Genomic DNA, 21,114 nt, shown 5'->3' on the forward strand with positions numbered 1-21,114 from the left:
GCGCCTCGCGCCGCGCTCCGCTGAGGTCGGAACGCCTTGCAACGCGGACGAAGGCGGCGCCAGAATGCGGCCATTGCTTCCGCGTCACCCATAAGGATTTCCGATGCCCGATCCCCTCGCCGCTTCCCTGCGCCTGGCGCCCGATGCGCTCACCCGCCCCTTCGATCCCAAGCAGTTCGCCTTCGCCACCACCGACGACCTCGAACCTTTCCGCGGCGTGCTCGGCCAGGAGCGCGCAGTGGAAGCCCTGCAGTTCGGCGTCGCCATGCCGCGCCCGGGCTACAACGTTTATGTGATGGGCGAGCCGGGTACCGGTCGTTTCTCCTTCGTGCAGCGCTACCTCAAGGCCGAGGGCAAGCGCCTGGAAACGCCGATGGACTGGGTCTACGTCAACAACTTCGAGGAGCCCCGCGAGCCCCGCGCCGTGCAGTTGCCACCGGGTGAGGCGAACGCCTTCATCACCGACATCGGCCAGCTTGTGGATAACCTGCTGGCGACCTTCCCGGCGGTGTTCGAGACGCCCACGTTCCAGCAGAAGAAGAGCGCGATCGACCGCGCCTTCAACCAGCGTTACGACCGTGCCCTGGATGTGATCGAGCGCCTGGCGCTGGAGAGGGACGTGGCGCTCTACCGCGACAGCGCCAATATCGCCTTCACCCCGATGAAGGATGGCAAGGCGCTGGACGAGGCCGAATTCGCCCAACTGCCCGAAGCCGAGCGCGAACGCTTCCACGAGGATATCTCCAGCCTGGAGGAGCGCCTCAACGAGGAGTTGGCCAGCCTGCCGCAGTGGAAGCGCGAGTCCAGCAACCAACTGCGCCAGCTCAACGACGAGACCATCACCCAGGCCCTGCAGCCGCTGCTGTGCGTGCTCTCCGAGAAGTACGCGGAGAACGCTGGCGTGGTCGCCTACCTGCAGGCCATGCAGGTGAACCTGCTGAAGACCGTGGTCGACCAGATGCTCGACGACAAGCCGGACCTGCAGCGCCGCGAGATGCTCGAGGAGCAGTACTGCCCGAGCCTGGTGGTGGGCCATCCGGCCAGCGGCGGCGCGCCGGTGGTGTTCGAGTCGCACCCGACCTACGACAACCTGTTCGGCCGTATCGAGTACGGCACCGACCAGGGCGCCCTCTATACCAGCTACCGGCAGTTGCGCCCGGGTGCCCTGCACCGCGCCAACGGCGGCTTCCTGGTGCTGGAGGCGGAGAAGCTGCTGAGCGAGCCCTTCGTCTGGGACGCGCTCAAGCGCGCCCTGCATTCGCGCCAGCTGAAGATGGAATCGCCCCTGGCCGAGTTGGGTCGGCTGGCCACTGTCACTCTGACGCCCCAGGTGATCCCGCTGCAGCTGAAGGTGTTGATCATCGGTTCGCGCCAGCTGTATTACACGCTGCAGGACCTGGATCCGGACTTCCAGGAGATGTTCCGCGTGCTGGTGGACTTCGACGAGGAGATCCCGCTGTCGGAAGAGACCCTCGAACAGTTCGCCCAACTGCTCAAGACCCGTACCTCGGAGGAGGGCATGGCGCCGTTGAGCGCTGCCGCGGTGGCGCGCCTGGCCACCTACAGCGCGCGCCTGGCGGAGAACCAGAAGCGCCTCTCGGCGAAGATTGGCGACCTGTTCCAGCTGCTCAGCGAGGCGGACTTCGTGCGCCAGCTGGCCGGCGAAAAGGTGACCGATGCCGAGCACATCGAGCGTGCGCTGAAATCCAAGGCGACCCGCACCGGGCGCGTTTCGGCGCGCATCCTCGATGACATGCTGGCGGGCATCATCCTGATCGACACCGATGGCGCGGCGGTGGGCAAGTGCAACGGCCTCACCGTGCTGGAGGTGGGCGACTCGGCCTTCGGTGTGCCTGCGCGGATTTCCGCCACGGTGTACCCGGGCGGCTCGGGTATCGTCGACATCGAGCGCGAGGTCAACCTCGGGCAGCCCATCCACTCCAAGGGCGTGATGATCCTCACCGGTTACCTGGGCAGCCGTTATGCACAGGAGTTCCCGCTGGAGATTTCCGCGAGCATCGCCCTGGAGCAGTCCTATGGCTATGTCGACGGCGACAGCGCGTCCCTGGGCGAGGTCTGCACCCTGATCTCGGCCCTGTCGCGCACGCCGCTGAAACAGTGCTTCGCCATCACCGGCTCGATCAACCAGTTCGGCGAGGTGCAGGCAGTCGGCGGGGTCAACGAGAAGATCGAGGGCTTCTTCCGCCTCTGCGAGGCGCGTGGCCTGACGGGCGAACAAGGCGTGATCATCCCCCAGGCCAACGTCGCCACCCTGATGCTCGACGAGCGCGTGTTGCAGGCGGTGCGTGCCGGACGCTTCCATGTCTACGCGGTGCGCCAGGCCGACGAGGCGCTGAGCCTGCTGGTGGGCGAGGCGGCGGGCAGCCCGGACGACAAGGGCCGTTTCCCCAAGGGCAGCGTCAACGCCCGGGTGGTGGAGCGCCTGCGCGAGATCGCCGAGATGGGCATGGAGGAGGAAGAGAAACCCGATGCGGCCAAGGAAGCCGTCGCCGCGCTGGAGAAAGCGCCGGCGCCGGCCAAGCCTCCGCGCAAGGGACCGAAGAAGGAGCCCGGCAAGAAGACCCCGCCCGAGGACAAGATCCAGGGGCCGGCCTGACCAGGCGATGACCGGTCACGGCGCTTGCGTGCGTCGTGGCTGGTCAGTCATTGAGCGATAAGGGCCGGCCCAGCGCGGCTGCCGGTCCGACAGACTTTTCACCACTCCATCCACAGGCTTATCCACAGCTTGCGTGGATAAGGTTTCCTCACTTCCTCACGGTTGCATGCGGGTGTAGGCTGGCCGCAGGTCTACGCGAGGAACGCCGTTATGTCCCGCAACCTCTGCCTTACCCGTCAATGCCTGGGGTTGGTTACGCGCATCGAGTGCGTGATCCTGCCACTGGCTGGAGAGAAGGGACTCTGGACGCTTATCTGCGCGGCCGGCATCTCCGGGGCGCAGCCCTCCGCGCTAAAGGCACAGGGCCCATTCCACGGGCCTTTCGTCGCTGAATCGGTACTGTCTGCGATTGCCTCTTGCCTGGCCGAGCTGGGCTACTGCGAATGCGCGGACCCGATGATCTGGCGTATCCATGTGCAGGGTGAGTTGCGCCGGCTGAACGGCGAGCGGCGTCACAGCCTGGGCAGCTTCCTGTTCAGCCCGGAGACCTGACGGCCGTCGCGTTGAGCAGCTTTTGCGCAGCGCCCGCCGAGCCCCGGTCACACCTGCTCCGGGCCATCGTTCCCAAGACTGTTCACAGGGTTATCCACAGCTGTTGGGGATATTTCGAGGCATTACTTGCCTGTTTTTCTGTAGGAATGTGCTCGTTATACTCGCCGCCAGTTTTGATTCTGGATGCGAGGCTTCATGGAACGCTTATTGGAAAACACGATGTACGCGGCGCGCTGGCTGCTGGCGCCCATCTACTTCGGCCTGTCCCTGGCGCTGTTGGCGCTGTCGCTGAAGTTCTTCCAGGAGGTCTATCACGTCCTCCCTCATGTTTTCGAAAAGACCGAAGCCGAGCTGATACTGGTGCTCCTGTCGCTGATCGACATGTCGCTGGTGGGCGGCCTGCTGGTGATGGTGATGATCTCGGGCTACGAGAATTTCGTCTCCCAGCTGGATATCGATGAAGGCAAGGAGAAGCTCAGCTGGCTGGGCAAGATGGATTCCGGCTCGCTGAAGATGAAGGTGGCCGCGTCCATCGTGGCGATCTCGTCGATCCACCTGCTGCGAGTGTTCATGGATGCGCAGAACATCGATAACGCCAAGATCATGTGGTACGTGATCCTGCACATGACCTTCGTGATCTCGGCGTTCGCCATGGGTTACCTGGACAAGATGACCAAGCACGATCACTGATCGCCTTCCTGCGCCACCATGACCGCCCGTCAGCGTCCTGCTCGCGGGCGGTCGTGTTTCTGCCCGGCGGTTTTGATCCTGTACAGAAACTGTATTTAACTTTTTCCTGTACAGACCGCGAGGTGACGCCATGAACCTGCAGACCCTTTCCAGCGAAGCCCGTGCCGGGCATATCGAGGGGCTCGACCTCATCTCCATGGAAGGGGGCATCTACCTGTTGCAGGCGCATATCGATGGGCGCTGCCACACCCTGGACGATGGCCGTGGCCACGCGATGCAACTGCGCTCGGTGGAGCATGCGCGGGGGCTGTTGCACGAGCTGCCGCGCCTGCCTTTCTATCTGGTGCATGCGTCGGTGCACGACGAGATGTGCGGCATCGCCCCCGATGGGCGCAGCGCGTTGCGGGTGCCGCTGTCGATGGGTTCCAGCCGCTGAACGGGCGGGGTGCGATGCGGGGATAGGGCGCGGAAGGGGGCTGTGCTAGTCTGGCCGACCTTTTTTCCAGAGCGGAGCCCCGGCCATGTCCGAACTCGAATTTTCCACCGATGAAACCCGTGTCAGCTATGGCATCGGCCGCCAGCTGGGCGACCAGATCCGTGACAATCCCCCGCCCGGTGTGAGCATCGACGCCGTTGTCGCCGGCCTGCGCGACGCCTTCGCCGGCATCGAGAGCCGTGTGGATGGCAATGCCCTGTCCGCCGCCTTCAAGGTGATCCGCGAGCGTATGCAGGCTGAAGCCCAGGAGAAAGCCGATGCCGCCGCTGGCGAAGGTCGTGCCTACCTGGTGGAGAACGCCAAGCGTGAAGGCGTGACCCAGCTGCCGTCCGGCCTGCAGTACGAAGTGCTGGTCGCGGGCGAGGGCGCCAAGCCTTCCGCCGAAGACACCGTGCGCACTCACTACCACGGCACCCTGATCGACGGCACCGTGTTCGACAGCTCCTACAACCGTGGCGAGCCGGCTGAGTTCCCGGTGGGTGGCGTGATCGCCGGTTGGGTCGAGGCCCTGCAACTGATGAACGCCGGCAGCAAGTGGCGCCTGCACGTGCCCAGCGAGCTGGCCTATGGCGCCCAGGGCGTTGGCAGCATCCCGCCGCACAGCGTGCTGGTGTTCGACGTGGAGCTGCTGGAAATCCTCTGAGCCTTCTCAGGGTGATTGCCGGGCGCGTCGTCCCTGACGGCCCGGGAACCGGCGGAGGCGCCTTTGCCTCCGCTCGCACGGCTGGCGCCCCGGGGCGCCGGCCATGCAGATGACGCGTCCTGCGTCATCCGAACCTCTTTCAGTGCAGCTGGATCTCGTTGTGCGGACGCAGTGCCCGCGCATAGCAGAAGAGGAACAGGCTGCGCACCAGCTCCTTGAGTATCAGGGGCTCGCTGGAGGTCAGGCCGGCAAGGTCGAGATCCCCTTGGTCCCGTAGTTCGTCGAGGGCTTCCTCTTCGAGGATGGCGCACACTTCGCCGGTTTCACGGTGGAGGATGCGCAGGTAGGGGTGCGGGCGATCCAGCCAGGCATCGATCAGGTAGGTCATGGCTCATCTCCTTGAAAAGCAGTGAGATGAGAATAATTCCTATTATCAAAATGGCAAGCGCGATTTGCAGCCTTTCGTCGTCTGCTTGATCCAGGTCACGCTGTGCGATGGGCAGTAGGCGTGCGCCGATACCCGTCTTCACTGGGCTTGAAGGCCCCCCGGGTGCCGGATCAGCGTGCAATAAAAAGCCCGTCACGAGGACGGGCTTCTGGTGATGCGGGGTTGGATCAGTGCGTGCGGGCCACGGCGAAGCGGGTGAGCTCGATCAGGGCGTCGCGGTATTCGTTGTCCGGCAGCACCTCCAGGCAGGCGATGGCGCGTTCGGCGTAGTCGCGGGCGAGGCGGGCGGTGTAGTCCAGGGCGCCGGCGGCTTCGACGGCTGCGCGGACGCCTTCCAGGTCCTGGCTGCCGCCCTGCTGGATGGCCTGGCGGACCACGGCGGCCTGCTCGGCGGTGCCGTCACGCATGGTGGCGATCAGCGGCAGGGTGGGCTTGCCCTCGGCCAGGTCGTCGCCGACGTTCTTGCCCAGGGTGGCAGCGTCGCCGCGGTAGTCGAGCAGGTCGTCCACCAGCTGGAAGGCGATGCCCAGGTAGTCACCGAAGGTGCGCAGGGCTTCGACCTGTTCGGCCGGGGCCTGGGCCAGTGCGGCGGCACTGTGGGTGGAGGCTTCGAAGAGCATCGCGGTCTTGCCGCGGATGACTTCCATATAGGTTTCTTCGGTGGTGCTGGCGTCGCGGATCTTCGACAGCTGCAGCACTTCGCCTTCGGCGATCACGCGGGTGGCCTGGGAGATTATGCGCATCACCGGCATCGAGCCCAGCTCCACCATCATTTCGAAGGAGCGTGCATAGAGGAAGTCGCCCACCAGTACGCTCGGCGCGTTGCCCCACAGCGCGTTGGCGGTGGAGCGGCCGCGGCGCAGGCCGGAGGCATCGACCACGTCGTCGTGCAGCAGGGTGGAGGTGTGCAGGAATTCGATGGTGGCGGCGAGCAGGCGCAGTTGCTCACCGCCAAAGCCCAGGGCGTTGCCGCTGAGCAGGACCAGGAGCGGACGCAGGCGCTTGCCGCCGGCGGACACGATGTAGTCGCCGATCTTCTCCACCAGGGGAACGCGGGAGGTGAGTTGCCGACGGATGATGTCGTCGACTGCGGTAAAATCGTCCGCCACCACGCGGTAGAAGGCCTGGGGTTGCATCAGCGAGGGGTGCTCCTTTGAGGTTGCGCGGCATGCTAGGGGGCAGGGTGGGGGCTGTCAAGGCGAGTACCAGCGGTGCTTGCGCGGCAATCATGGCTTGCGTACAATCGCGGCCCCTGAACTTCCTTGGGCATTTTCCTGCCTTACGCAATTGCACGGGTTCCAGTTCCGGCCCCATGCAGCCATGCCGACCCCTACTTATTTCTATAAAGCGTCGGGTGAGCAGGTTTAACGGAGAAAATCCATGTACGCAGTTATCGTTACCGGCGGCAAGCAATACAAAGTCGCTGAAGGTGAATTCCTCAAGATCGAGAAGCTCGAGATCGCTACCGGCGAATCCGTGACCTTCGATCGCGTTCTGCTGATCGGCAATGGCGACGACGTGAAAATCGGCGCTCCGGTCGTTGATGGCGCCAAAGTAGTCGCTGAAGTGGTCGCTCAAGGCCGTCACGACAAAGTGCGCATCATCAAGTTCCGCCGTCGTAAGCACCACATGAAGCGCCAGGGCCACCGCCAGTGGTTCACTGAAATCAAAATCACCGGCATCCAGGCCTAATTTCCTTTTTTGGAGGATTTGACTCATGGCACACAAAAAAGCTGGCGGTTCTACCCGCAACGGCCGCGACTCAGAAAGTAAACGCCTTGGCGTGAAACTGTACGGCGGCCAGGTCATCAAGGCCGGCAACATCATCGTGCGTCAGCGCGGCACCAAGTTCCACGCCGGTTACGGCGTTGGCCTGGGCAAAGACCACACCCTGTTCGCGAAAGTGGACGGCGTGGTCAAGTTCGAGGTCAAAGGCGCTTTCGGTCGCAAGTACGTGAGCGTCGTCGCGGCCTAATCGCGACTCCGCTGCAAAAGCCCTGTCTCGCGACGGGGCTTTTTTGTTTCTGATAGATGGAAACTCCGATTTGCGCGGGCTTCCCTGTATCCTTGTGTTCTTTTTTCTTTCAACCCGTCCCGCGTGGCGGGAGGCGTCCTGATGAAATTCGTCGATGAAGTATCGATCTTTGTAAAAGCGGGTGACGGCGGCAACGGCCTGATGAGTTTCCGTCGCGAAAAATTCATTGAGAAGGGCGGCCCCAACGGCGGCGATGGCGGTGACGGCGGCTCCGTGTTCATGGAGGCCGACCCGAACCTGAACACCCTGGTCGACTATCGCTACACCCGTCGTTTCGACGCCCAGCGCGGCGAGAACGGCGGCAGTAAGGATTGCACCGGGCGCAAGGGTGAGGATCTGGTCCTGCCCGTTCCGGTCGGGACCACCATTATCGATGCCGGCACCCAGGAAATCATCGGCGACCTGACCAAGCCCGGTCAGCGGCTGATGGTCGCCCAGGGCGGCTGGCATGGCCTGGGCAATGCCCGTTTCAAGTCGAGCACCAACCGTGCTCCGCGCCAGACCACCAACGGCAAGCCGGGCGATTCCCGTGACCTCAAGCTGGAGCTGAAGGTGCTGGCCGACGTCGGCCTGCTGGGCCTGCCGAACGCGGGCAAGAGCACCTTCATCCGTGCCGTTTCCGCGGCCAAGCCGAAGGTTGCCGATTACCCCTTCACCACCCTGGTGCCGAACCTGGGCGTGGTCAGTGTGGGGCGCTACAAGAGCTTCGTCGTGGCCGACATTCCTGGCCTGATCGAAGGCGCCGCCGAAGGTGCGGGCCTGGGTATCCGCTTCCTCAAGCACCTGGCGCGTACTCGCCTGCTGCTGCATATCGTCGATATGGCGCCGCTGGACGATAGCGATCCGGCTGAGGCCGCTGCCACCATCATCGAGGAGCTGGCCCGCTTCAGTCCGGCGCTCACCGAGCGTGACCGCTGGCTGGTGCTGAACAAGGCCGACCAGCTTCTCGACGAGGATCGCGAGGCTCGCCTGAGGGCGGTGATTGAGCGCCTGGAGTGGGAGGGTCCGGTCTATGTGATCTCCGCCCTGGAGCGCGAAGGCACCGAAGCCCTGTCCCAGGAAATCATGCGCTACCTCGACGAGCGCACCCTGCGCATGAGTGAGGAGCCCGAGTACGCCGAGGAGCTCGCGGAGCTGGATCAGCGCATCGAGGACGAGGCGCGTGCCCGCCTGCAGGCGTTGGACGATCAGCGCGCCCTGCGCCGTGCCGGCCTGAAGAGCGCTGGTGCGGAAGATGACGACGATGACTTCGATGATGACGAAGACGACGGCGACGGTCCGGAAATCTTCTACGTTCCCTGATGAGTGCGCCGCTCGGCGCAAATGATCGCCATAGGCTGTGCGCCATGGGCCGCACGGCTTTCTAGCTAAGGTTGGAAGATATGCGGGACAAGGTGACGGGCGCGCAGCGCTGGGTGGTCAAGATCGGCAGCGCGCTGCTGACGGCGGATGGTCGTGGTCTCGACCGTGATGCCATGGCGGTCTGGGTCGAGCAGATGGTGGCCCTGCGCAATGCCGGGGTCGAGCTGGTGCTGGTTTCCTCTGGCGCTGTGGCAGCGGGCATGAGTCGCCTGGGCTGGAGCGCCCGGCCGAAAGCCATGCATGAGCTGCAGGCTGCGGCTGCGGTGGGGCAGATGGGATTGGTGCAGGCCTGGGAGTCGAGTTTCGGCGAGCATGGCCGGCACACCGCGCAGATTCTCCTGACCCATGACGATCTCTCCGATCGTAAGCGCTACCTCAATGCGCGCAGCACCCTGCGTACCCTGGTCGAGCTCGGCACCATTCCGGTGATCAACGAGAACGATACGGTGGTCACCGATGAAATCCGCTTCGGCGACAACGATACCCTCGCGGCCCTGGTGGCCAACCTGGTCGAAGCTGATCTGCTGGTGATCCTCACCGATCGCGACGGCATGTTCGATGCCGATCCGCGCCACAATCCCGATGCCCAGCTGATTTTCGAGGCCCGTGCCGATGATCCGGCGCTGGACGCCGTGGCGGGCGGCACCGGTGGTGCGCTGGGTCGTGGCGGCATGCAGACCAAGCTGCGTGCGGCGCGCCTGGCGGCTCGTTCCGGTGCGCATACGGTGATCGTCGGTGGGCGTATCGAGCGGGTGCTGGATCGCCTCAAGGCGGGCGAGCGCCTGGGCACCCTGCTGGCGCCCGAGCGCGGCATGCTGGCGGCACGCAAGCAGTGGCTGGCTGGCCATCTGCAGACTCGCGGCACCCTGGTGCTGGACGCTGGTGCCGTGAAGGCCCTACGTGACGATCGCAAGAGCTTGCTGCCGGTGGGCGTGAAGGCCGTGCAGGGCAGCTTCCGTCGTGGCGAGATGGTGGTCTGTGTCGGGCCGGATGGGCGCGAGGTGGCGCGCGGCCTGGTCAACTACAGTGCCCTGGAGGCGCAGAAGATCATCGGGCAGTCCTCCGAGCAGGTGGAGAAGCTGCTGGGTTATGTCGATGAGCCCGAGCTGGTGCATCGGGATAATCTGGTTCTGGTCTGAAGGAGCGTTCGGATGCGCGTGATCAAGGGATTGTCGGCATTGGTGTTGTGCATGCCTTTGCTGGCCGCTGCGGAGGAGATCGGTTCGGTCTCAACCGTGTTCAAGTGGGTGGGGCCGAACGACAAGATCGTCGTCGAGGCTTTCGATGACCCCAAGGTGGATGGCGTGACTTGCTACCTGTCGCGCGCCAAGACCGGCGGAGTGAAGGGTGGGCTCGGCCTGGCCGAGGATCGTGCCGAGGCTTCCATCGCGTGCCGCCAGGTGGGGGCGATTCACTTCAAGGGCGAATTGAAGGATGGCGAGGAGGTCTTCAAGGAGCGCACCTCGCTGGTGTTCAAGACCATGCAGGTGGTGCGTTTCTTCGACCAGAAGCGCAATACGCTGGTGTACCTGGTGTACAGCGATCGGATAATCGAGGGCAGCCCGCAGAATGCAGTTACGGCGATTCCGATCCTGCCCTGGGTTGAGTCGCGCTGAAGATCAAAAGCCCGGTTCGCCGGGCTTTTTTGTGGTCGCGCTTTGGCGATGCTTTTCGCGGGCAATAAAAAACCGGCCCTGGGGCCGGTCTTTCATCAGAAGCAAAGCTTAGGCAGCAGCCTGGCCGAGCGCCTTGATGTGGGCGTTCAGGCGGCTCTTGTGACGAGCAGCTTTGTTCTTGTGGATGATGCCCTTGTCGGCCATGCGGTCGATTACCGGAACGGCCAGGGTGTAGGCGTTCTGGGCCTTGGGCAGGTCCTTGGCATCGATCGCCTTGACGACGTTCTTGATGTAGGTACGGACCATGGAGCGCAGGCTGGCGTTATGGCTACGACGCTTCTCAGCCTGTTTTGCGCGTTTTTTGGCAGAAGGTGTATTGGCCACCGTCAAGCTCCTCGAAAACTGGGGGGATACAAACAAATAAGGCCGCGAATCATGCCGATGCGATGAGGCAATGTCAAGGGCAGGTACGGCTTCCCTACAAAGGGGCGACGAGCGTACCTCAGATCGGCGGGCAGCGTGATTTATTTCTGCACCGGCTCTACACTCGCGGCCTCCGAAAACCAGCGCGTTGGCCTGGTTGCGGCCCCGCCCGCCGGGCGCAAACCCTTCATGCTCACCCCGGAATGCAAGCAGCCTGACCTTATGAACCTGCTCAAATCGCTGGCGGCCGTCAGTTCCATCACCATGCTTTCTCGGGTCCTCGGCTTCGTTCGCGACACCATCGTGGCGCGCATCTTCGGTGCCGGCGTGGCGACCGACGCCTTCTTCGTTGCCTTCAAGCTGCCCAACCTGTTGCGGCGGATCTTCGCGGAGGGCGCGTTCTCCCAGGCCTTCGTGCCGATCCTGGCGGAGTACAAGAGCCAGCAGGGAGAGGAGGCCACCCGCACCTTCCTGGCGTATGTATCCGGTTTGCTGACGCTGGTGCTGGCGATTGTCACGGCCATCGGCATACTCGCCGCGCCCTGGGTGATCTGGGCCACGGCGCCGGGCTTCACCGATACGCCGGAAAAATTCGAGCTGACCACCTCGCTGCTGCGGGTGACTTTCCCCTACATCTTCCTTATCTCTCTCTCGTCCCTGGCCGGGGCTGTGCTCAATACCTGGAACCGTTTCGCCGTGCCGGCCTTCGTGCCGACCCTGTTGAACGTGGCGATGATCATCTTCGCGCTGTTCCTGACGCCCTATTTCGACCCGCCGGTGATGGCCCTGGGCTGGGCGACCCTGGCCGGCGGCCTGGCGCAGTTGCTGTACCAGCTGCCGCACCTGAAACGCATCGGCATGCTCGTGCTGCCGCGCCTGAACCTGCGGGACAGCGGCGTATGGCGGGTGATGAAGCAGATGGGGCCGGCGATCTTCGGTGTTTCGGTGAGCCAGATCTCGCTGATCATCAACACCATTTTCGCGTCCTTCCTGGCGGCCGGCTCGGTGTCGTGGATGTATTACGCCGACCGCCTGATGGAGCTGCCGTCCGGTGTGCTGGGCGTGGCCCTGGGCACCATTCTCCTGCCGTCGCTGGCCAAGACCTATGCCAGCGATGATCGCCAGGCCTATTCGCAGCTGCTGGATTGGGGGCTGCGCCTGTGCTTCCTGCTGGTGCTGCCTTGCGCACTGGCGTTGGCGCTGATCGCCGAGCCGCTGACGGTGTCGCTGTTCCAGTACGGTAAGTTCAGCGCCCATGACGCCGAGATGACCCAGCGCGCACTGATCGCCTACTCGGCGGGGCTGCTGGGGATCATTCTGGTCAAGGTGCTGGCGCCTGGCTTCTACGCCCGGCAGAACCTGCGCACGCCGGTGCGTATCGCCCTGTTCACCCTGGTTGCGACGCAACTGATGAACCTCGTCTTCATCGGCCCGCTACAGCACGCGGGGCTGGCATTGGCCATTGGCCTGGCCGCTTGCCTCAATGCCGCGCTGCTGTTCTGGCAATTGCGCCGGCAGAAGCTGTTCGAGCCGCAGCCCGGTTGGCCGATGTTCCTGACCAAGCTGCTGGTTGCGGTGGCCTTGATGGCGGCGGTGCTGGTGGGCGGCATGTGGCTGCTACCGGCTTGGGATCAGGGCGACATGCTGGTGCGCCTGTTGCGCCTGGGTGGGTTGGTCACGGCAGGGGCGCTGAGCTATTTCGCTACCTTGGCGTTACTCGGCTTCCGCCTGCGACACTTCGCCCGACGTGCGATCTGAGCTTCCCGGGGCCGCCTGATCAGGCATCGGCGCGGCCCGTCAGCGGCGCCTGTTGTCTGGCGGCGGGTGTGCGTATAATTCGGCCACTTTGTGAACAAGACGTGTGCTATGCAGCTGGTCCGAGGCCTCCATAACCTGCGGCCCCAACTTGGGGGTTGCGTTGCCACCATCGGCAATTTCGACGGCGTACACCGTGGTCATCAAGCCATTCTCAAACGCTTGCGCGAGCGCGCAGCCGAGTTGGGCGTGCCCAGCTGCGTGGTGATTTTCGAGCCGCAACCCCGCGAGTTCTTCGGCCCCGATACCGCCCCCGTGCGGCTGACCCGCCTGCGCGACAAGCTGGAGTTGCTGGCTGCCGAAGGTGTGGACCGCGTGCTGTGCCTGGCCTTCAACCGCCGGCTGCGCGAACTCAGCGCCGCCGAGTTCGTGCATGCGGTGCTGGTCGAGGGGCTTGGGGTCAAGCATCTGGAAGTGGGCGATGACTTCCGCTTCGGCTGTGATCGCGCCGGCGACTTCGCATTCCTGCAGATGGCCGGTGCGGCCGAAGGCTTCAGCGTGGAAGCTGCCGCCACCGTCGAGCTGGATGACGTACGGGTGAGCAGTACGCGCGTGCGCCAGGCCCTGGCCGCTGCCGATTTCGCCCTGGCCGAGCGCCTGCTGGGCCGGCCTTTTTCCATCACGGGGCGGGTGCTGCACGGGCAGAAGCTGGCGCGCCAACTGGGTACGCCCACGGCCAACGTGCAGCTCAAGCGTCGGCGCGTTCCCCTTTCCGGGGTCTTTCTGGTCAGCGTCGAACTGGACGGCCAGCGCCGCCCCGGCGTTGCCAACATCGGCGTGCGTCCCACCGTGAAGGGGGATGGCAAGGCCCACCTGGAAGTGCATCTGCTGGATTACTCCGCCGATCTGTATGACCGGCGCATCAGTGTGACCTTCCACCACAAGCTGCGTGAAGAGCAGCGTTTCGCCTCCCTCGAGGCGTTGAAGTCGGCGATCGACGCGGACGTCGCCGCAGCCCGTGCCTACTGGCAAGGCATCCCAATTCAATGATGAGCCTGGACTGACATGACCGATTACAAAGCGACCCTCAACCTGCCGGAAACGGCATTTCCGATGAAGGCCGGTCTTCCCCAGCGTGAGCCGGAGACCCTGCAGCGCTGGGACTCCATTGGGCTCTATCAGAAGCTGCGCCAGATCGGTGAGGGCCGCCCGAAGTTCGTCCTGCACGATGGCCCGCCCTATGCCAACGGCAGCATCCACATCGGTCACGCGGTCAACAAGATCCTCAAGGACATCATTCTCCGTTCCAAGACCCTGGCGGGCTTCGATGCCCCCTATGTACCGGGCTGGGACTGCCACGGCCTGCCGATCGAGCACAAGGTCGAGACCACCCACGGCAAGAACCTCCCTGCCGACAAGACCCGTGAACTCTGCCGTGCCTATGCCGCCGAGCAGATCGAAGGGCAGAAGGCCGATTTCATCCGCCTGGGTGTATTGGGCGAATGGGACAACCCCTACAAGACCATGGCCTTCGCCAACGAGGCCGGTGAGATCCGCGCCCTGGCCGAGATGGTCAAGCAGGGCTTCGTGTTCAAGGGGCTGAAGCCGGTCAACTGGTGCTTCGATTGCGGTTCCGCCCTGGCCGAGGCCGAGGTGGAGTACCAGGACAAGAAGTCCGACGCCATCGATGTCGCCTTCCTGGTCGAAGACGCCGACAAGCTGGCCGCGGCATTCGGCCTGTCGAGCCTGGCCAAGCCGGCCGCCATCGTCATCTGGACCACCACTCCCTGGACCATCCCGGCCAACCAGGCGCTGAACGTCCACCCCGAATTCAACTACGCCCTGGTCGATACCGGCGCGCGCCTGCTGTTGCTGGCCGAAGAGCTGGTGGAGTCCTGCCTGGCGCGCTTCGGCCTCGAAGGTCAGGTGATCGCCACCGCCAAGGGTGAAGCGCTGGAGAACATCCGCTTCCGCCACCCGTTCTACGAGCGCCTGTCGCCGGTCTACCTGGCCGAGTACGTCGAGCTGGGTGCCGGTACCGGTGTGGTTCACTCCGCGCCGGCCTATGGCGAGGACGACTTCCGTTCCTGCAAACACTACGGCATGAGCAACGACGACATCCTCAGCCCGGTGCAGAGCAATGGCGTCTATGTACAGGACCTGCCCTTCTTCGGCGGCCAGTTCATCTGGAAGGCCAACCCGGCCATCGTCGCCAAGCTGGAAGAGGTTGGTGCGCTGCTCAAGCACGAGAGCATCAACCACAGCTACATGCACTGCTGGCGCCACAAGACCCCGCTGATCTACCGCGCCACCGCGCAGTGGTTCGTCGGCATGGACAAGCAGCCCAACGAAGGCGCCACCCTGCGCGAGCGCGCGCTGGCCGGCATCGAGCAGACCGAGTTCGTACCCGCCTGGGGCCAGGCGCGCCTGCACAACATGATCGCCGGCCGCCCGGACTGGTGCATCTCGCGCCAGCGCAACTGGGGCGTGCCGATCCCGTTCTTCCTGCACAAGGCCACCGGTGAGCTGCACCCGCGCACCGTCGAGCTGATGGAGGAAGTGGCCAAGCGCGTCGAACAGGAAGGCATCGAAGCCTGGTTCAAGCTGGACGCCGCCGAGCTGCTGGGTGACGAAGCCCCGCAATACGACAAGATCAGCGACACCCTGGACGTGTGGTTCGACTCCGGCACCACCCACTGGCACGTGCTGCGCGGCTCGCACCCGCTGGGCCATGCCAGCGGCCCGCGCGCCGACCTGTACCTGGAAGGCTCGGACCAGCACCGCGGCTGGTTCCATTCGTCCCTGCTGACCGGTTGCGCCATCGACAACCACCCGCCGTACCGCGCGCTGCTGACCCACGGCTTCACCGTCGACGAGTCCGGCCGCAAGATGTCCAAGTCCCTGGGCAACACCGTGGTGCCGCAGACGGTGATCGACACCCTGGGTGCCGACATCCTGCGCCTGTGGGTTGCGTCCACCGACTACTCCGGCGAGATCGCCGTTTCCCAGCAGATCCTGCAGCGCAGCGCCGATGCCTATCGCCGCATCCGCAACACCACGCGCTTCATGCTCTCCAACCTCTCGGGCTTCGACCCGGCGCAGCACCTGGTGCCGGTGGAAGACATGCTGGCCCTGGACCGCTGGGCCGTGGACCGTACCCTGCAGCTGCAGCGCGAGCTGGAAGAAGCCTACGGCGAGTACCGCTTCTGGAACGTCTACTCCCGCGTGCACAACTTCTGCGTGCAGGAGCTGGGCGGCTTCTACCTCGACATCATCAAGGACCGCCAGTACACCACCCAGGCCGACAGCCTGGCGCGTCGCTCCTGCCAGTCCGCGCTGTTCCACATCGTCGAGGCGCTGGTGCGTTGGGTCGCGCCGATCCTGGCCTTCACCGCCGAGGAAGTCTGGCAGTTCATGCCGGGCGAGCGTGGTGAGTCGGTGATGCTCAACACCTGGTACCAGGGCCTGAGCGAGCTGCCGGAAGGCTTCGAGATGAGCAACGCCTTCTGGGAGGACGTGGTCGCGGTCAAGGCTTCGGTGAACAAGGAGCTGGAGAACCTGCGTACCGCCAAGGCCATCGGCGGCAGCCTGCAGGCCGAGGTCACGGTCTTCGCCGAGGAATCCCTGGCTACCAAGCTGGCCAAGCTGGGCAACGAACTGCGCTTCGTTCTGATCACTTCCACCGCCGACGTGCAGCCCCTGGCCGCCGCACCGGCCGATGCAGTGGAAACCGAGGTGCCGGGCCTGAAACTGAAGATCCTCAAGTCCGTCCACGCCAAGTGCGGTCGTTGCTGGCACCACCGCGCGGATGTCGGCGTGAACGCTGCGCACCCTGAGCTGTGCGGCCGTTGCGTCGAGAACATCGAAGGTGCTGGCGAGGTTCGCCACTATGCCTGAGGCCCGTTTTGGCCGTCTCGGCTGGCTGCTGCTGAGCGTGCTGGTGTTCGTGCTGGACCAGGGTTCCAAGTGGGTGGTGCTGGATGTGATTCCGTTCCGCGAACGGATCACCGTCATCCCCGGTTGGTTCGATTGGATTCACGTCTACAACACCGGTGCCGCCTTCAGTTTCCTCGCCGACAGCTCCGGCTGGCAGCGCTGGTTCTTCGCCCTGATCGCTCTGGTGGTCAGCGGCGTGCTGGTGGTCTGGCTCAAGCGCCTGAAGGCCGACGAAACCTGGCTGGCCATTGCGCTGGCCATGGTCCTCGGTGGCGCACTGGGCAACCTCTATGACCGCGTGGTGCTTGGCCATGTGGTCGATTTCATCCTGGTGCATTGGCAGGATCGCTGGTACTTCCCCGCGTTCAACCTGGCCGATACCGCCATCACCCTGGGCGCCATCATGTTGGCGCTGGATATGTTCAAGTCGAAGAAGTCCGGAGAACCCGCTCATGACTGAGTCTCTCGCCACTGAGTCGCGCATCGGTCCGGATGCTCGGGTCACCCTGCATTTCGCCATCAAGCTGGAGAACGGTGATGTCGTCGACAGCACCTTCGACCGCCAGCCGGCCACCTTCAAGGTCGGCGATGGCAACCTGTTGCCGGGTTTCGAGGGCGCGCTGTTCGGCCTCAAGGCCGGTGACAAGCGGGTGCTGCCGATCGAGCCGGAGCAGGGTTTCGGCCAGCCGAACTCGCAGAACGTGCAGGTCATGCCGCGCAGCCAGTTCCAGGACATGGAACTCTCCGAAGGCCTGCTGATCATCTTCAATGACGCCGCCAACACCGAGTTGCCTGGCGTGGTGAAGCGCTTCGACGACAGCCATGTGACCATCGACTTCAACCACCCGCTGTCCGGCAAATCGCTGCGCTTCGAGGTGGAGATTCTGGCAGTCGAGCCGGCGTGATTTCAGCTCCCGCAGGGGAGGGCGGCCGCAAGGCCAAGAGGTAGACAGCATGCAAATCAAACTCGCCAACCCCCGCGGCTTCTGCGCCGGCGTCGATCGCGCCATCGAGATCGTCAACCGCGCGCTGGAAGTCTTCGGCCCGCCGATCTACGTGCGTCACGAAGTGGTGCACAACAAGTTCGTGGTCGAGGACCTGCGCGCCCGCGGTGCGGTGTTCGTCGAGGAACTGGACCAGGTGCCGGACAATGTCATCGTCATCTTCAGCGCCCACGGCGTCTCCCAGGCCGTACGCCAGGAAGCCGACCGCCGTGGCCTGAAGGTCTTCGACGCCACCTGCCCGCTGGTGACCAAGGTGCACATGGAGGTCGCGCGCTACAGCCGTGACGGCCGCGAATGCGTGCTCATCGGCCATGCCGGGCACCCGGAAGTCGAAGGCACCATGGGCCAGTATGACGGCAGCAACGGCGGCGCCATCTACCTTGTAGAAAACGAAGCTGACGTCGAAAACCTGGTGGTGCGCAACCCCGAGGCGCTGTCCTTCGTCACCCAGACCACGCTGTCCATGGACGACACCAGCCGCGTCATCGACGCCCTGCGCAGCAAGTTCCCCAGCATCGGCGGCCCGCGCAAGGACGACATCTGCTACGCCACCCAGAACCGCCAGGACGCGGTCAAGCAACTCGCCGACGAGAGCGATGTGGTCCTGGTGGTCGGCAGTCCCAACAGCTCCAACTCCAACCGCCTGCGCGAACTCGCCGAACGCATCGGCACCCCGGCCTACCTGATCGACGGGGCCGAGGACATGAAGCAGGAGTGGTTCGAAGGCATCACCCGCGTCGGTATCACTGCCGGTGCCTCTGCGCCGGAAGTGCTGGTGCAGGGTGTGATCGAACAGCTGCGCGCCTGGGGCGCCGAGGTTGCGGTCGAGCTGGATGGTCGGCCGGAGAATGTGACGTTCTCGATGCCGAAGGAGTTGCGCGTTGTTGAGGTGAAGTAAATTCTGATGCTCAAGAAAAAGCCCGGCTGATGCCGGGCGTTTTCTTTACAGGTGTCTCCTGGGTCAGACGAAGACGATGTCCTCGCCTTCCACCTTGCCGCTGATGGCGATGCCCGGGGCGAACTTGCCAGCCAGGATCAGTTGCGCCAGGGGGTTCTCGATCCAGCGCTGGATGGCGCGCTTCAGCGGGCGCGCACCATAGACCGGGTCGTAGCCGACGGCGATCAGCTTGTCCATCGCCTCGCTGGACAGCTCCAGGTTCAGCTCCCGCTCGGCCAGGCGCTTGCGCAGGCGCTGCAGCTGGATCTCGGCGATGCCGGCGATCTGCTCGCGAGCCAGCGGTTCGAACACCACCACCTCGTCGATACGGTTGATGAACTCGGGGCGGAAGTGGTTGCTCACCGCATCCATCACCGCCGCGCGCTGGGCTTCGCGATCCCCTACCAGTTCCTGGATCTGCGCGGAACCGAGGTTGGAGGTCATCACCACCACCGTGTTGCGGAAGTCCACGGTCCGGCCGTGGCTGTCGGTGAGGCGACCGTCCTCCAGCACCTGCAGGAGGACGTTGAAGACGTCCGGGTGGGCCTTCTCGACTTCGTCCAGCAACACCACCGAGTACGGCTTGCGACGCACGGCCTCGGTCAGGTAGCCGCCCTCTTCATAGCCGACATAGCCCGGCGGCGCGCCGATCAGCCGTGCCACGGAGTGCTTCTCCATGAACTCGGACATGTCGATGCGCACCAGCGCTTCCTCGGTGTCGAAGAGGAACTCGGCCAGGGACTTGCACAGCTCGGTCTTGCCGACACCGGTCGGGCCGAGGAACAGGAAGGAGCCACTGGGCCGGTTCGGATCGGAGAGCCCCGCACGGGAGCGGCGCACGGCGTTGGCCACGGCGACCACCGCTTCGTCCTGGCCGATCAGGCGCTTGTGCAGCATGGCCTCCATGTTCAGCAGCTTCTCGCGCTCGCCTTCGAGCATCTTCGAGACAGGGATGCCGGTCCACTTGGAGACGACCTCGGCGATTTCCTCGTCGGTGACCTTGTTGCGCAGCAGCTGGTTCTCGGTCTTGCCGTGCTGGTCGACCATCTGCAGGCTGCGCTCGAGGTCGGGGATGATGCCGTACTGCAATTCGGCCATGCGCTGCAGGTCGCCCTTGCGACGGGCGGCCTCCATGTCCAGGCGGGCTTGCTCGATGCGCTGCTGGATCTGCGCCGAGCCCTGCACTTCGGCTTTCTCGGACTTCCAGATCTCTTCCAGGTCGGCGTATTCGCGCTCCAGGCGGGCGATGTCGTCCTTGAGCTTTTCGAGGCGCTTGAGGGCGGCGTCGTCGTCCTCTTTCTTCAGGGCCTCCTGCTCGATCTTCAGCTGGATCAGGCGGCGCTCGAGGCGGTCCAGCGCCTCCGGCTTGGAGTCGATCTCCATGCGGATGCGGCTGGCGGCTTCGTCGATCAGGTCGATGGCCTTGTCCGGCAGCTGGCGGTCGGTGATGTAGCGGTGCGACAGCTTGGCGGCGGCGACGATGGCGCCGTCGGTGATGGTCACACCGTGGTGCACCTCGTAGCGCTCCTTGAGGCCACGGAGGATGGCGATGGTGTCTTCCTCGCTGGGCTCGTCCACCAGCACCTTCTGGAAGCGGCGCTCGAGGGCGGCGTCCTTCTCGATGTACTGGCGGTATTCGTCCAGGGTGGTGGCGCCGACGCAATGCAGCTCGCCGCGTGACAGCGCGGGCTTGAGCATGTTGCCGGCATCCATCGCGCCTTCGGCCTTGCCGGCACCGACCATGGTGTGCAGCTCGTCGATGAACAGGATGATCCGGCCTTCCTGCTTGGACAGCTCGTTGAGCACCGCCTTGAGGCGCTCCTCGAACTCGCCGCGGAACTTGGCGCCGGCGATCAGCGCGCCCATGTCCAGGGACAGCAGGCGTTTGTCCTTGAGGCCATCCGGTACTTCGCCGTTGACGATGCGCTGGGCCAGGCCTTCGGCGATGGCGGTCTTGCCGACGCCGGGCTCGCCGATCAGCACCGGGTTGTTCTTGGTGCGGCGCTGCAGGACCTGGATGGTGCGACGGATTTCGTCGTCACGGCCGATCACCGGGTCGAGCTTGCCGTCTTCGGCGCGCTTGGTCAGATCGACGGTGTACTTGTCCAGCGCCTGGCGGGATTCCTCGACGTTGGGGTCGTTGACCGCCTGGCCGCCACGCAGGTTGGCGATGGCGTTCTCCAGCGCCTTGCGGGTGACGCCCTGGCCGAGCAGCAATTTGCCGAGCTTGGTGTTCTCGTCCATGGCGGCGAGCAGCACCAGCTCGCTGGAGATGAACTGGTCACCCTTCTGCTGGGACAGGCGGTCGGCCTGGTTGAGCAGGCGCGCCAGGTCCTGGGACAGGTTCACGTCGCCGGTGGGGTTCTGGATCTTCGGCAGCCCGTCCAGCTCCTTGGTCAGGGCGCTGCGCAGGGCGGCGATGTCGAAGCCCACCTGCATGAGCAGGGGCTTGATGGAGCCGCCCTGCTGGTCGAGCAGGGCGAGGATCAGGTGAAAGGGTTCGATGGCCGGGTGATCGTGGCCCACGGCCTGGGACTGGGCATCGGAGAGCGCCAGTTGCAGCTTGCTGGTCAAACGGTCGATTCGCATAGGGCAGTCCT

At 64.5% G+C, this 21,114-nt stretch carries 20 protein-coding genes; 16 read left to right on the plus strand and 4 right to left on the minus strand.

What is annotated here, in order from left to right:
• Nucleotides 1-103 precede the first annotated feature (103 nt).
• The 5 genes from ACXI0U_RS01840 to ACXI0U_RS01860 all read left to right on the plus strand — a co-directional run bounded on the left by ACXI0U_RS01840 (nt 104) and on the right by ACXI0U_RS01860 (nt 4,998).
• Nucleotides 104-2,617: a Lon protease family protein gene (locus tag ACXI0U_RS01840; protein ID WP_479549653.1), complete on the plus strand. Its 2,514-nt coding sequence runs from the start codon at nt 104-106 to the stop codon at nt 2,615-2,617.
• Between the two features lie 210 nt (nt 2,618-2,827).
• Nucleotides 2,828-3,169: a PA4575 family protein gene (locus ACXI0U_RS01845; RefSeq protein WP_021219386.1), complete on the plus strand. Its 342-nt coding sequence runs from the start codon at nt 2,828-2,830 to the stop codon at nt 3,167-3,169.
• 195 nt (nt 3,170-3,364) lie between these two features.
• Nucleotides 3,365-3,859 (plus strand): TIGR00645 family protein, encoded by a 495-nt coding sequence (locus ACXI0U_RS01850; protein WP_031287650.1) that lies wholly within the window; start codon nt 3,365-3,367, stop codon nt 3,857-3,859.
• 130 nt (nt 3,860-3,989) lie between these two features.
• Nucleotides 3,990-4,295 carry a DUF6482 family protein gene (locus tag ACXI0U_RS01855; protein ID WP_021219384.1) on the plus strand — a complete coding sequence of 102 codons (306 nt, stop codon included), beginning with the start codon at nt 3,990-3,992 and terminating at the stop codon, nt 4,293-4,295.
• A gap of 85 nt (nt 4,296-4,380) precedes the next feature.
• A complete protein-coding gene (locus ACXI0U_RS01860) occupies nt 4,381-4,998 on the plus strand; it encodes a BamJ family beta-barrel-assembly machinery protein (RefSeq protein WP_021219383.1) in 618 nt (205 codons plus the stop codon).
• A gap of 139 nt (nt 4,999-5,137) precedes the next feature.
• Here the strand turns inward: ACXI0U_RS01860 and ACXI0U_RS01865 are convergent, their stop codons facing one another.
• A complete protein-coding gene (locus ACXI0U_RS01865) occupies nt 5,138-5,386 on the minus strand; it encodes a PA4570 family protein (RefSeq protein WP_021219382.1) in 249 nt (82 codons plus the stop codon).
• 227 nt (nt 5,387-5,613) lie between these two features.
• Nucleotides 5,614-6,582 carry a polyprenyl synthetase family protein gene (locus ACXI0U_RS01870; RefSeq protein ID WP_184488591.1) on the minus strand — a complete coding sequence of 323 codons (969 nt, stop codon included), beginning with the start codon at nt 6,580-6,582 and terminating at the stop codon, nt 5,614-5,616.
• 244 nt (nt 6,583-6,826) lie between these two features.
• Here ACXI0U_RS01870 and rplU point away from each other — a divergent pair, with 244 nt between their 5' ends.
• The 5 genes from rplU (at nt 6,827) to ACXI0U_RS01895 (ending at nt 10,459) form a co-directional block, all read left to right on the plus strand.
• On the plus strand, nt 6,827-7,138 hold the full coding sequence (rplU, locus tag ACXI0U_RS01875) for a 50S ribosomal protein L21 (protein ID WP_021219380.1): 312 nt from the start codon (nt 6,827-6,829) through the stop codon (nt 7,136-7,138).
• Nucleotides 7,139-7,163: 25 nt separating this feature from the next.
• A complete protein-coding gene (gene rpmA / locus ACXI0U_RS01880; protein WP_031287649.1) occupies nt 7,164-7,421 on the plus strand; it encodes a 50S ribosomal protein L27 in 258 nt (85 codons plus the stop codon).
• 141 nt (nt 7,422-7,562) lie between these two features.
• Nucleotides 7,563-8,783 carry an Obg family GTPase CgtA gene (gene cgtA, locus ACXI0U_RS01885; RefSeq protein WP_431483453.1) on the plus strand — a complete coding sequence of 407 codons (1,221 nt, stop codon included), beginning with the start codon at nt 7,563-7,565 and terminating at the stop codon, nt 8,781-8,783.
• Nucleotides 8,784-8,863: 80 nt separating this feature from the next.
• Complete coding sequence (proB, locus tag ACXI0U_RS01890; RefSeq protein WP_263400623.1) at nt 8,864-9,982, plus strand: glutamate 5-kinase; 1,119 nt, start codon at nt 8,864-8,866, stop codon at nt 9,980-9,982.
• A 12-nt stretch (nt 9,983-9,994) separates the two neighbouring features.
• A complete protein-coding gene (locus ACXI0U_RS01895) occupies nt 9,995-10,459 on the plus strand; it encodes a CreA family protein (protein ID WP_431483454.1) in 465 nt (154 codons plus the stop codon).
• Between the two features lie 108 nt (nt 10,460-10,567).
• On the opposite strand, the gene rpsT is transcribed toward ACXI0U_RS01895, so the two are convergent.
• Nucleotides 10,568-10,843: a 30S ribosomal protein S20 gene (gene rpsT, locus ACXI0U_RS01900; RefSeq protein WP_031287647.1), complete on the minus strand. Its 276-nt coding sequence runs from the start codon at nt 10,841-10,843 to the stop codon at nt 10,568-10,570.
• 261 nt (nt 10,844-11,104) lie between these two features.
• On the opposite strand from rpsT, the gene murJ reads away from it, so the two are divergent.
• From murJ to ispH, 6 genes are all read left to right on the plus strand, one after another.
• Nucleotides 11,105-12,640, plus strand: a complete 1,536-nt coding sequence (gene murJ, locus ACXI0U_RS01905; RefSeq protein ID WP_021219374.1) for a murein biosynthesis integral membrane protein MurJ — start codon at nt 11,105-11,107, stop codon at nt 12,638-12,640.
• A gap of 108 nt (nt 12,641-12,748) precedes the next feature.
• Nucleotides 12,749-13,687, plus strand: coding sequence for a bifunctional riboflavin kinase/FAD synthetase (ribF, locus tag ACXI0U_RS01910; RefSeq protein ID WP_021219373.1), 939 nt, complete (start codon nt 12,749-12,751; stop codon nt 13,685-13,687).
• A gap of 15 nt (nt 13,688-13,702) precedes the next feature.
• Nucleotides 13,703-16,534 carry an isoleucine--tRNA ligase gene (gene ileS, locus ACXI0U_RS01915; RefSeq protein WP_431483455.1) on the plus strand — a complete coding sequence of 944 codons (2,832 nt, stop codon included), beginning with the start codon at nt 13,703-13,705 and terminating at the stop codon, nt 16,532-16,534.
• The gene (gene lspA / locus ACXI0U_RS01920) at nt 16,527-17,033 is read left to right on the plus strand and encodes a signal peptidase II (RefSeq protein WP_263400619.1); all 507 of its coding nucleotides are present in this window, start codon (nt 16,527-16,529) and stop codon (nt 17,031-17,033) included. Before ileS ends, lspA begins: the two co-directional genes overlap by 8 nt.
• Entirely contained in the window at nt 17,026-17,478 is a 453-nt protein-coding gene (locus ACXI0U_RS01925) for an FKBP-type peptidyl-prolyl cis-trans isomerase (RefSeq protein WP_043243724.1), read from the plus strand. Before lspA ends, ACXI0U_RS01925 begins: the two co-directional genes overlap by 8 nt.
• A gap of 49 nt (nt 17,479-17,527) precedes the next feature.
• Entirely contained in the window at nt 17,528-18,475 is a 948-nt protein-coding gene (ispH, locus tag ACXI0U_RS01930) for a 4-hydroxy-3-methylbut-2-enyl diphosphate reductase (protein WP_431483456.1), read from the plus strand.
• Nucleotides 18,476-18,538: 63 nt separating this feature from the next.
• Here ispH and clpB read toward each other — a convergent pair whose 3' ends face one another.
• Nucleotides 18,539-21,103: an ATP-dependent chaperone ClpB gene (gene clpB, locus ACXI0U_RS01935; protein ID WP_021219354.1), complete on the minus strand. Its 2,565-nt coding sequence runs from the start codon at nt 21,101-21,103 to the stop codon at nt 18,539-18,541.
• Nucleotides 21,104-21,114 lie beyond the last annotated feature (11 nt).

The organism is Pseudomonas sp. C9D1 (assembly GCF_056491235.1).

Coding starts and splice junctions, on each gene's coding strand:
- ACXI0U_RS01870 (WP_184488591.1), bottom strand. CDS start 6,582: ATGCAACCCCAGGCCTTCTACCGCGTGGTGGCGGACGATTTTACCGCA.
- ACXI0U_RS01860 (WP_021219383.1), top strand. CDS start 4,381: ATGTCCGAACTCGAATTTTCCACCGATGAAACCCGTGTCAGCTATGGC.
- murJ (WP_021219374.1), top strand. CDS start 11,105: ATGAACCTGCTCAAATCGCTGGCGGCCGTCAGTTCCATCACCATGCTT.
- ileS (WP_431483455.1), top strand. CDS start 13,703: ATGACCGATTACAAAGCGACCCTCAACCTGCCGGAAACGGCATTTCCG.
- ACXI0U_RS01895 (WP_431483454.1), top strand. CDS start 9,995: ATGCGCGTGATCAAGGGATTGTCGGCATTGGTGTTGTGCATGCCTTTG.
- ACXI0U_RS01925 (WP_043243724.1), top strand. CDS start 17,026: ATGACTGAGTCTCTCGCCACTGAGTCGCGCATCGGTCCGGATGCTCGG.
- ribF (WP_021219373.1), top strand. CDS start 12,749: ATGCAGCTGGTCCGAGGCCTCCATAACCTGCGGCCCCAACTTGGGGGT.
- ACXI0U_RS01855 (WP_021219384.1), top strand. CDS start 3,990: ATGAACCTGCAGACCCTTTCCAGCGAAGCCCGTGCCGGGCATATCGAG.
- proB (WP_263400623.1), top strand. CDS start 8,864: ATGCGGGACAAGGTGACGGGCGCGCAGCGCTGGGTGGTCAAGATCGGC.
- ACXI0U_RS01850 (WP_031287650.1), top strand. CDS start 3,365: ATGGAACGCTTATTGGAAAACACGATGTACGCGGCGCGCTGGCTGCTG.
- rpmA (WP_031287649.1), top strand. CDS start 7,164: ATGGCACACAAAAAAGCTGGCGGTTCTACCCGCAACGGCCGCGACTCA.
- ACXI0U_RS01845 (WP_021219386.1), top strand. CDS start 2,828: ATGTCCCGCAACCTCTGCCTTACCCGTCAATGCCTGGGGTTGGTTACG.
- rplU (WP_021219380.1), top strand. CDS start 6,827: ATGTACGCAGTTATCGTTACCGGCGGCAAGCAATACAAAGTCGCTGAA.
- clpB (WP_021219354.1), bottom strand. CDS start 21,103: ATGCGAATCGACCGTTTGACCAGCAAGCTGCAACTGGCGCTCTCCGAT.
- cgtA (WP_431483453.1), top strand. CDS start 7,563: ATGAAATTCGTCGATGAAGTATCGATCTTTGTAAAAGCGGGTGACGGC.
- lspA (WP_263400619.1), top strand. CDS start 16,527: ATGCCTGAGGCCCGTTTTGGCCGTCTCGGCTGGCTGCTGCTGAGCGTG.
- ispH (WP_431483456.1), top strand. CDS start 17,528: ATGCAAATCAAACTCGCCAACCCCCGCGGCTTCTGCGCCGGCGTCGAT.
- ACXI0U_RS01865 (WP_021219382.1), bottom strand. CDS start 5,386: ATGACCTACCTGATCGATGCCTGGCTGGATCGCCCGCACCCCTACCTG.
- ACXI0U_RS01840 (WP_479549653.1), top strand. CDS start 104: ATGCCCGATCCCCTCGCCGCTTCCCTGCGCCTGGCGCCCGATGCGCTC.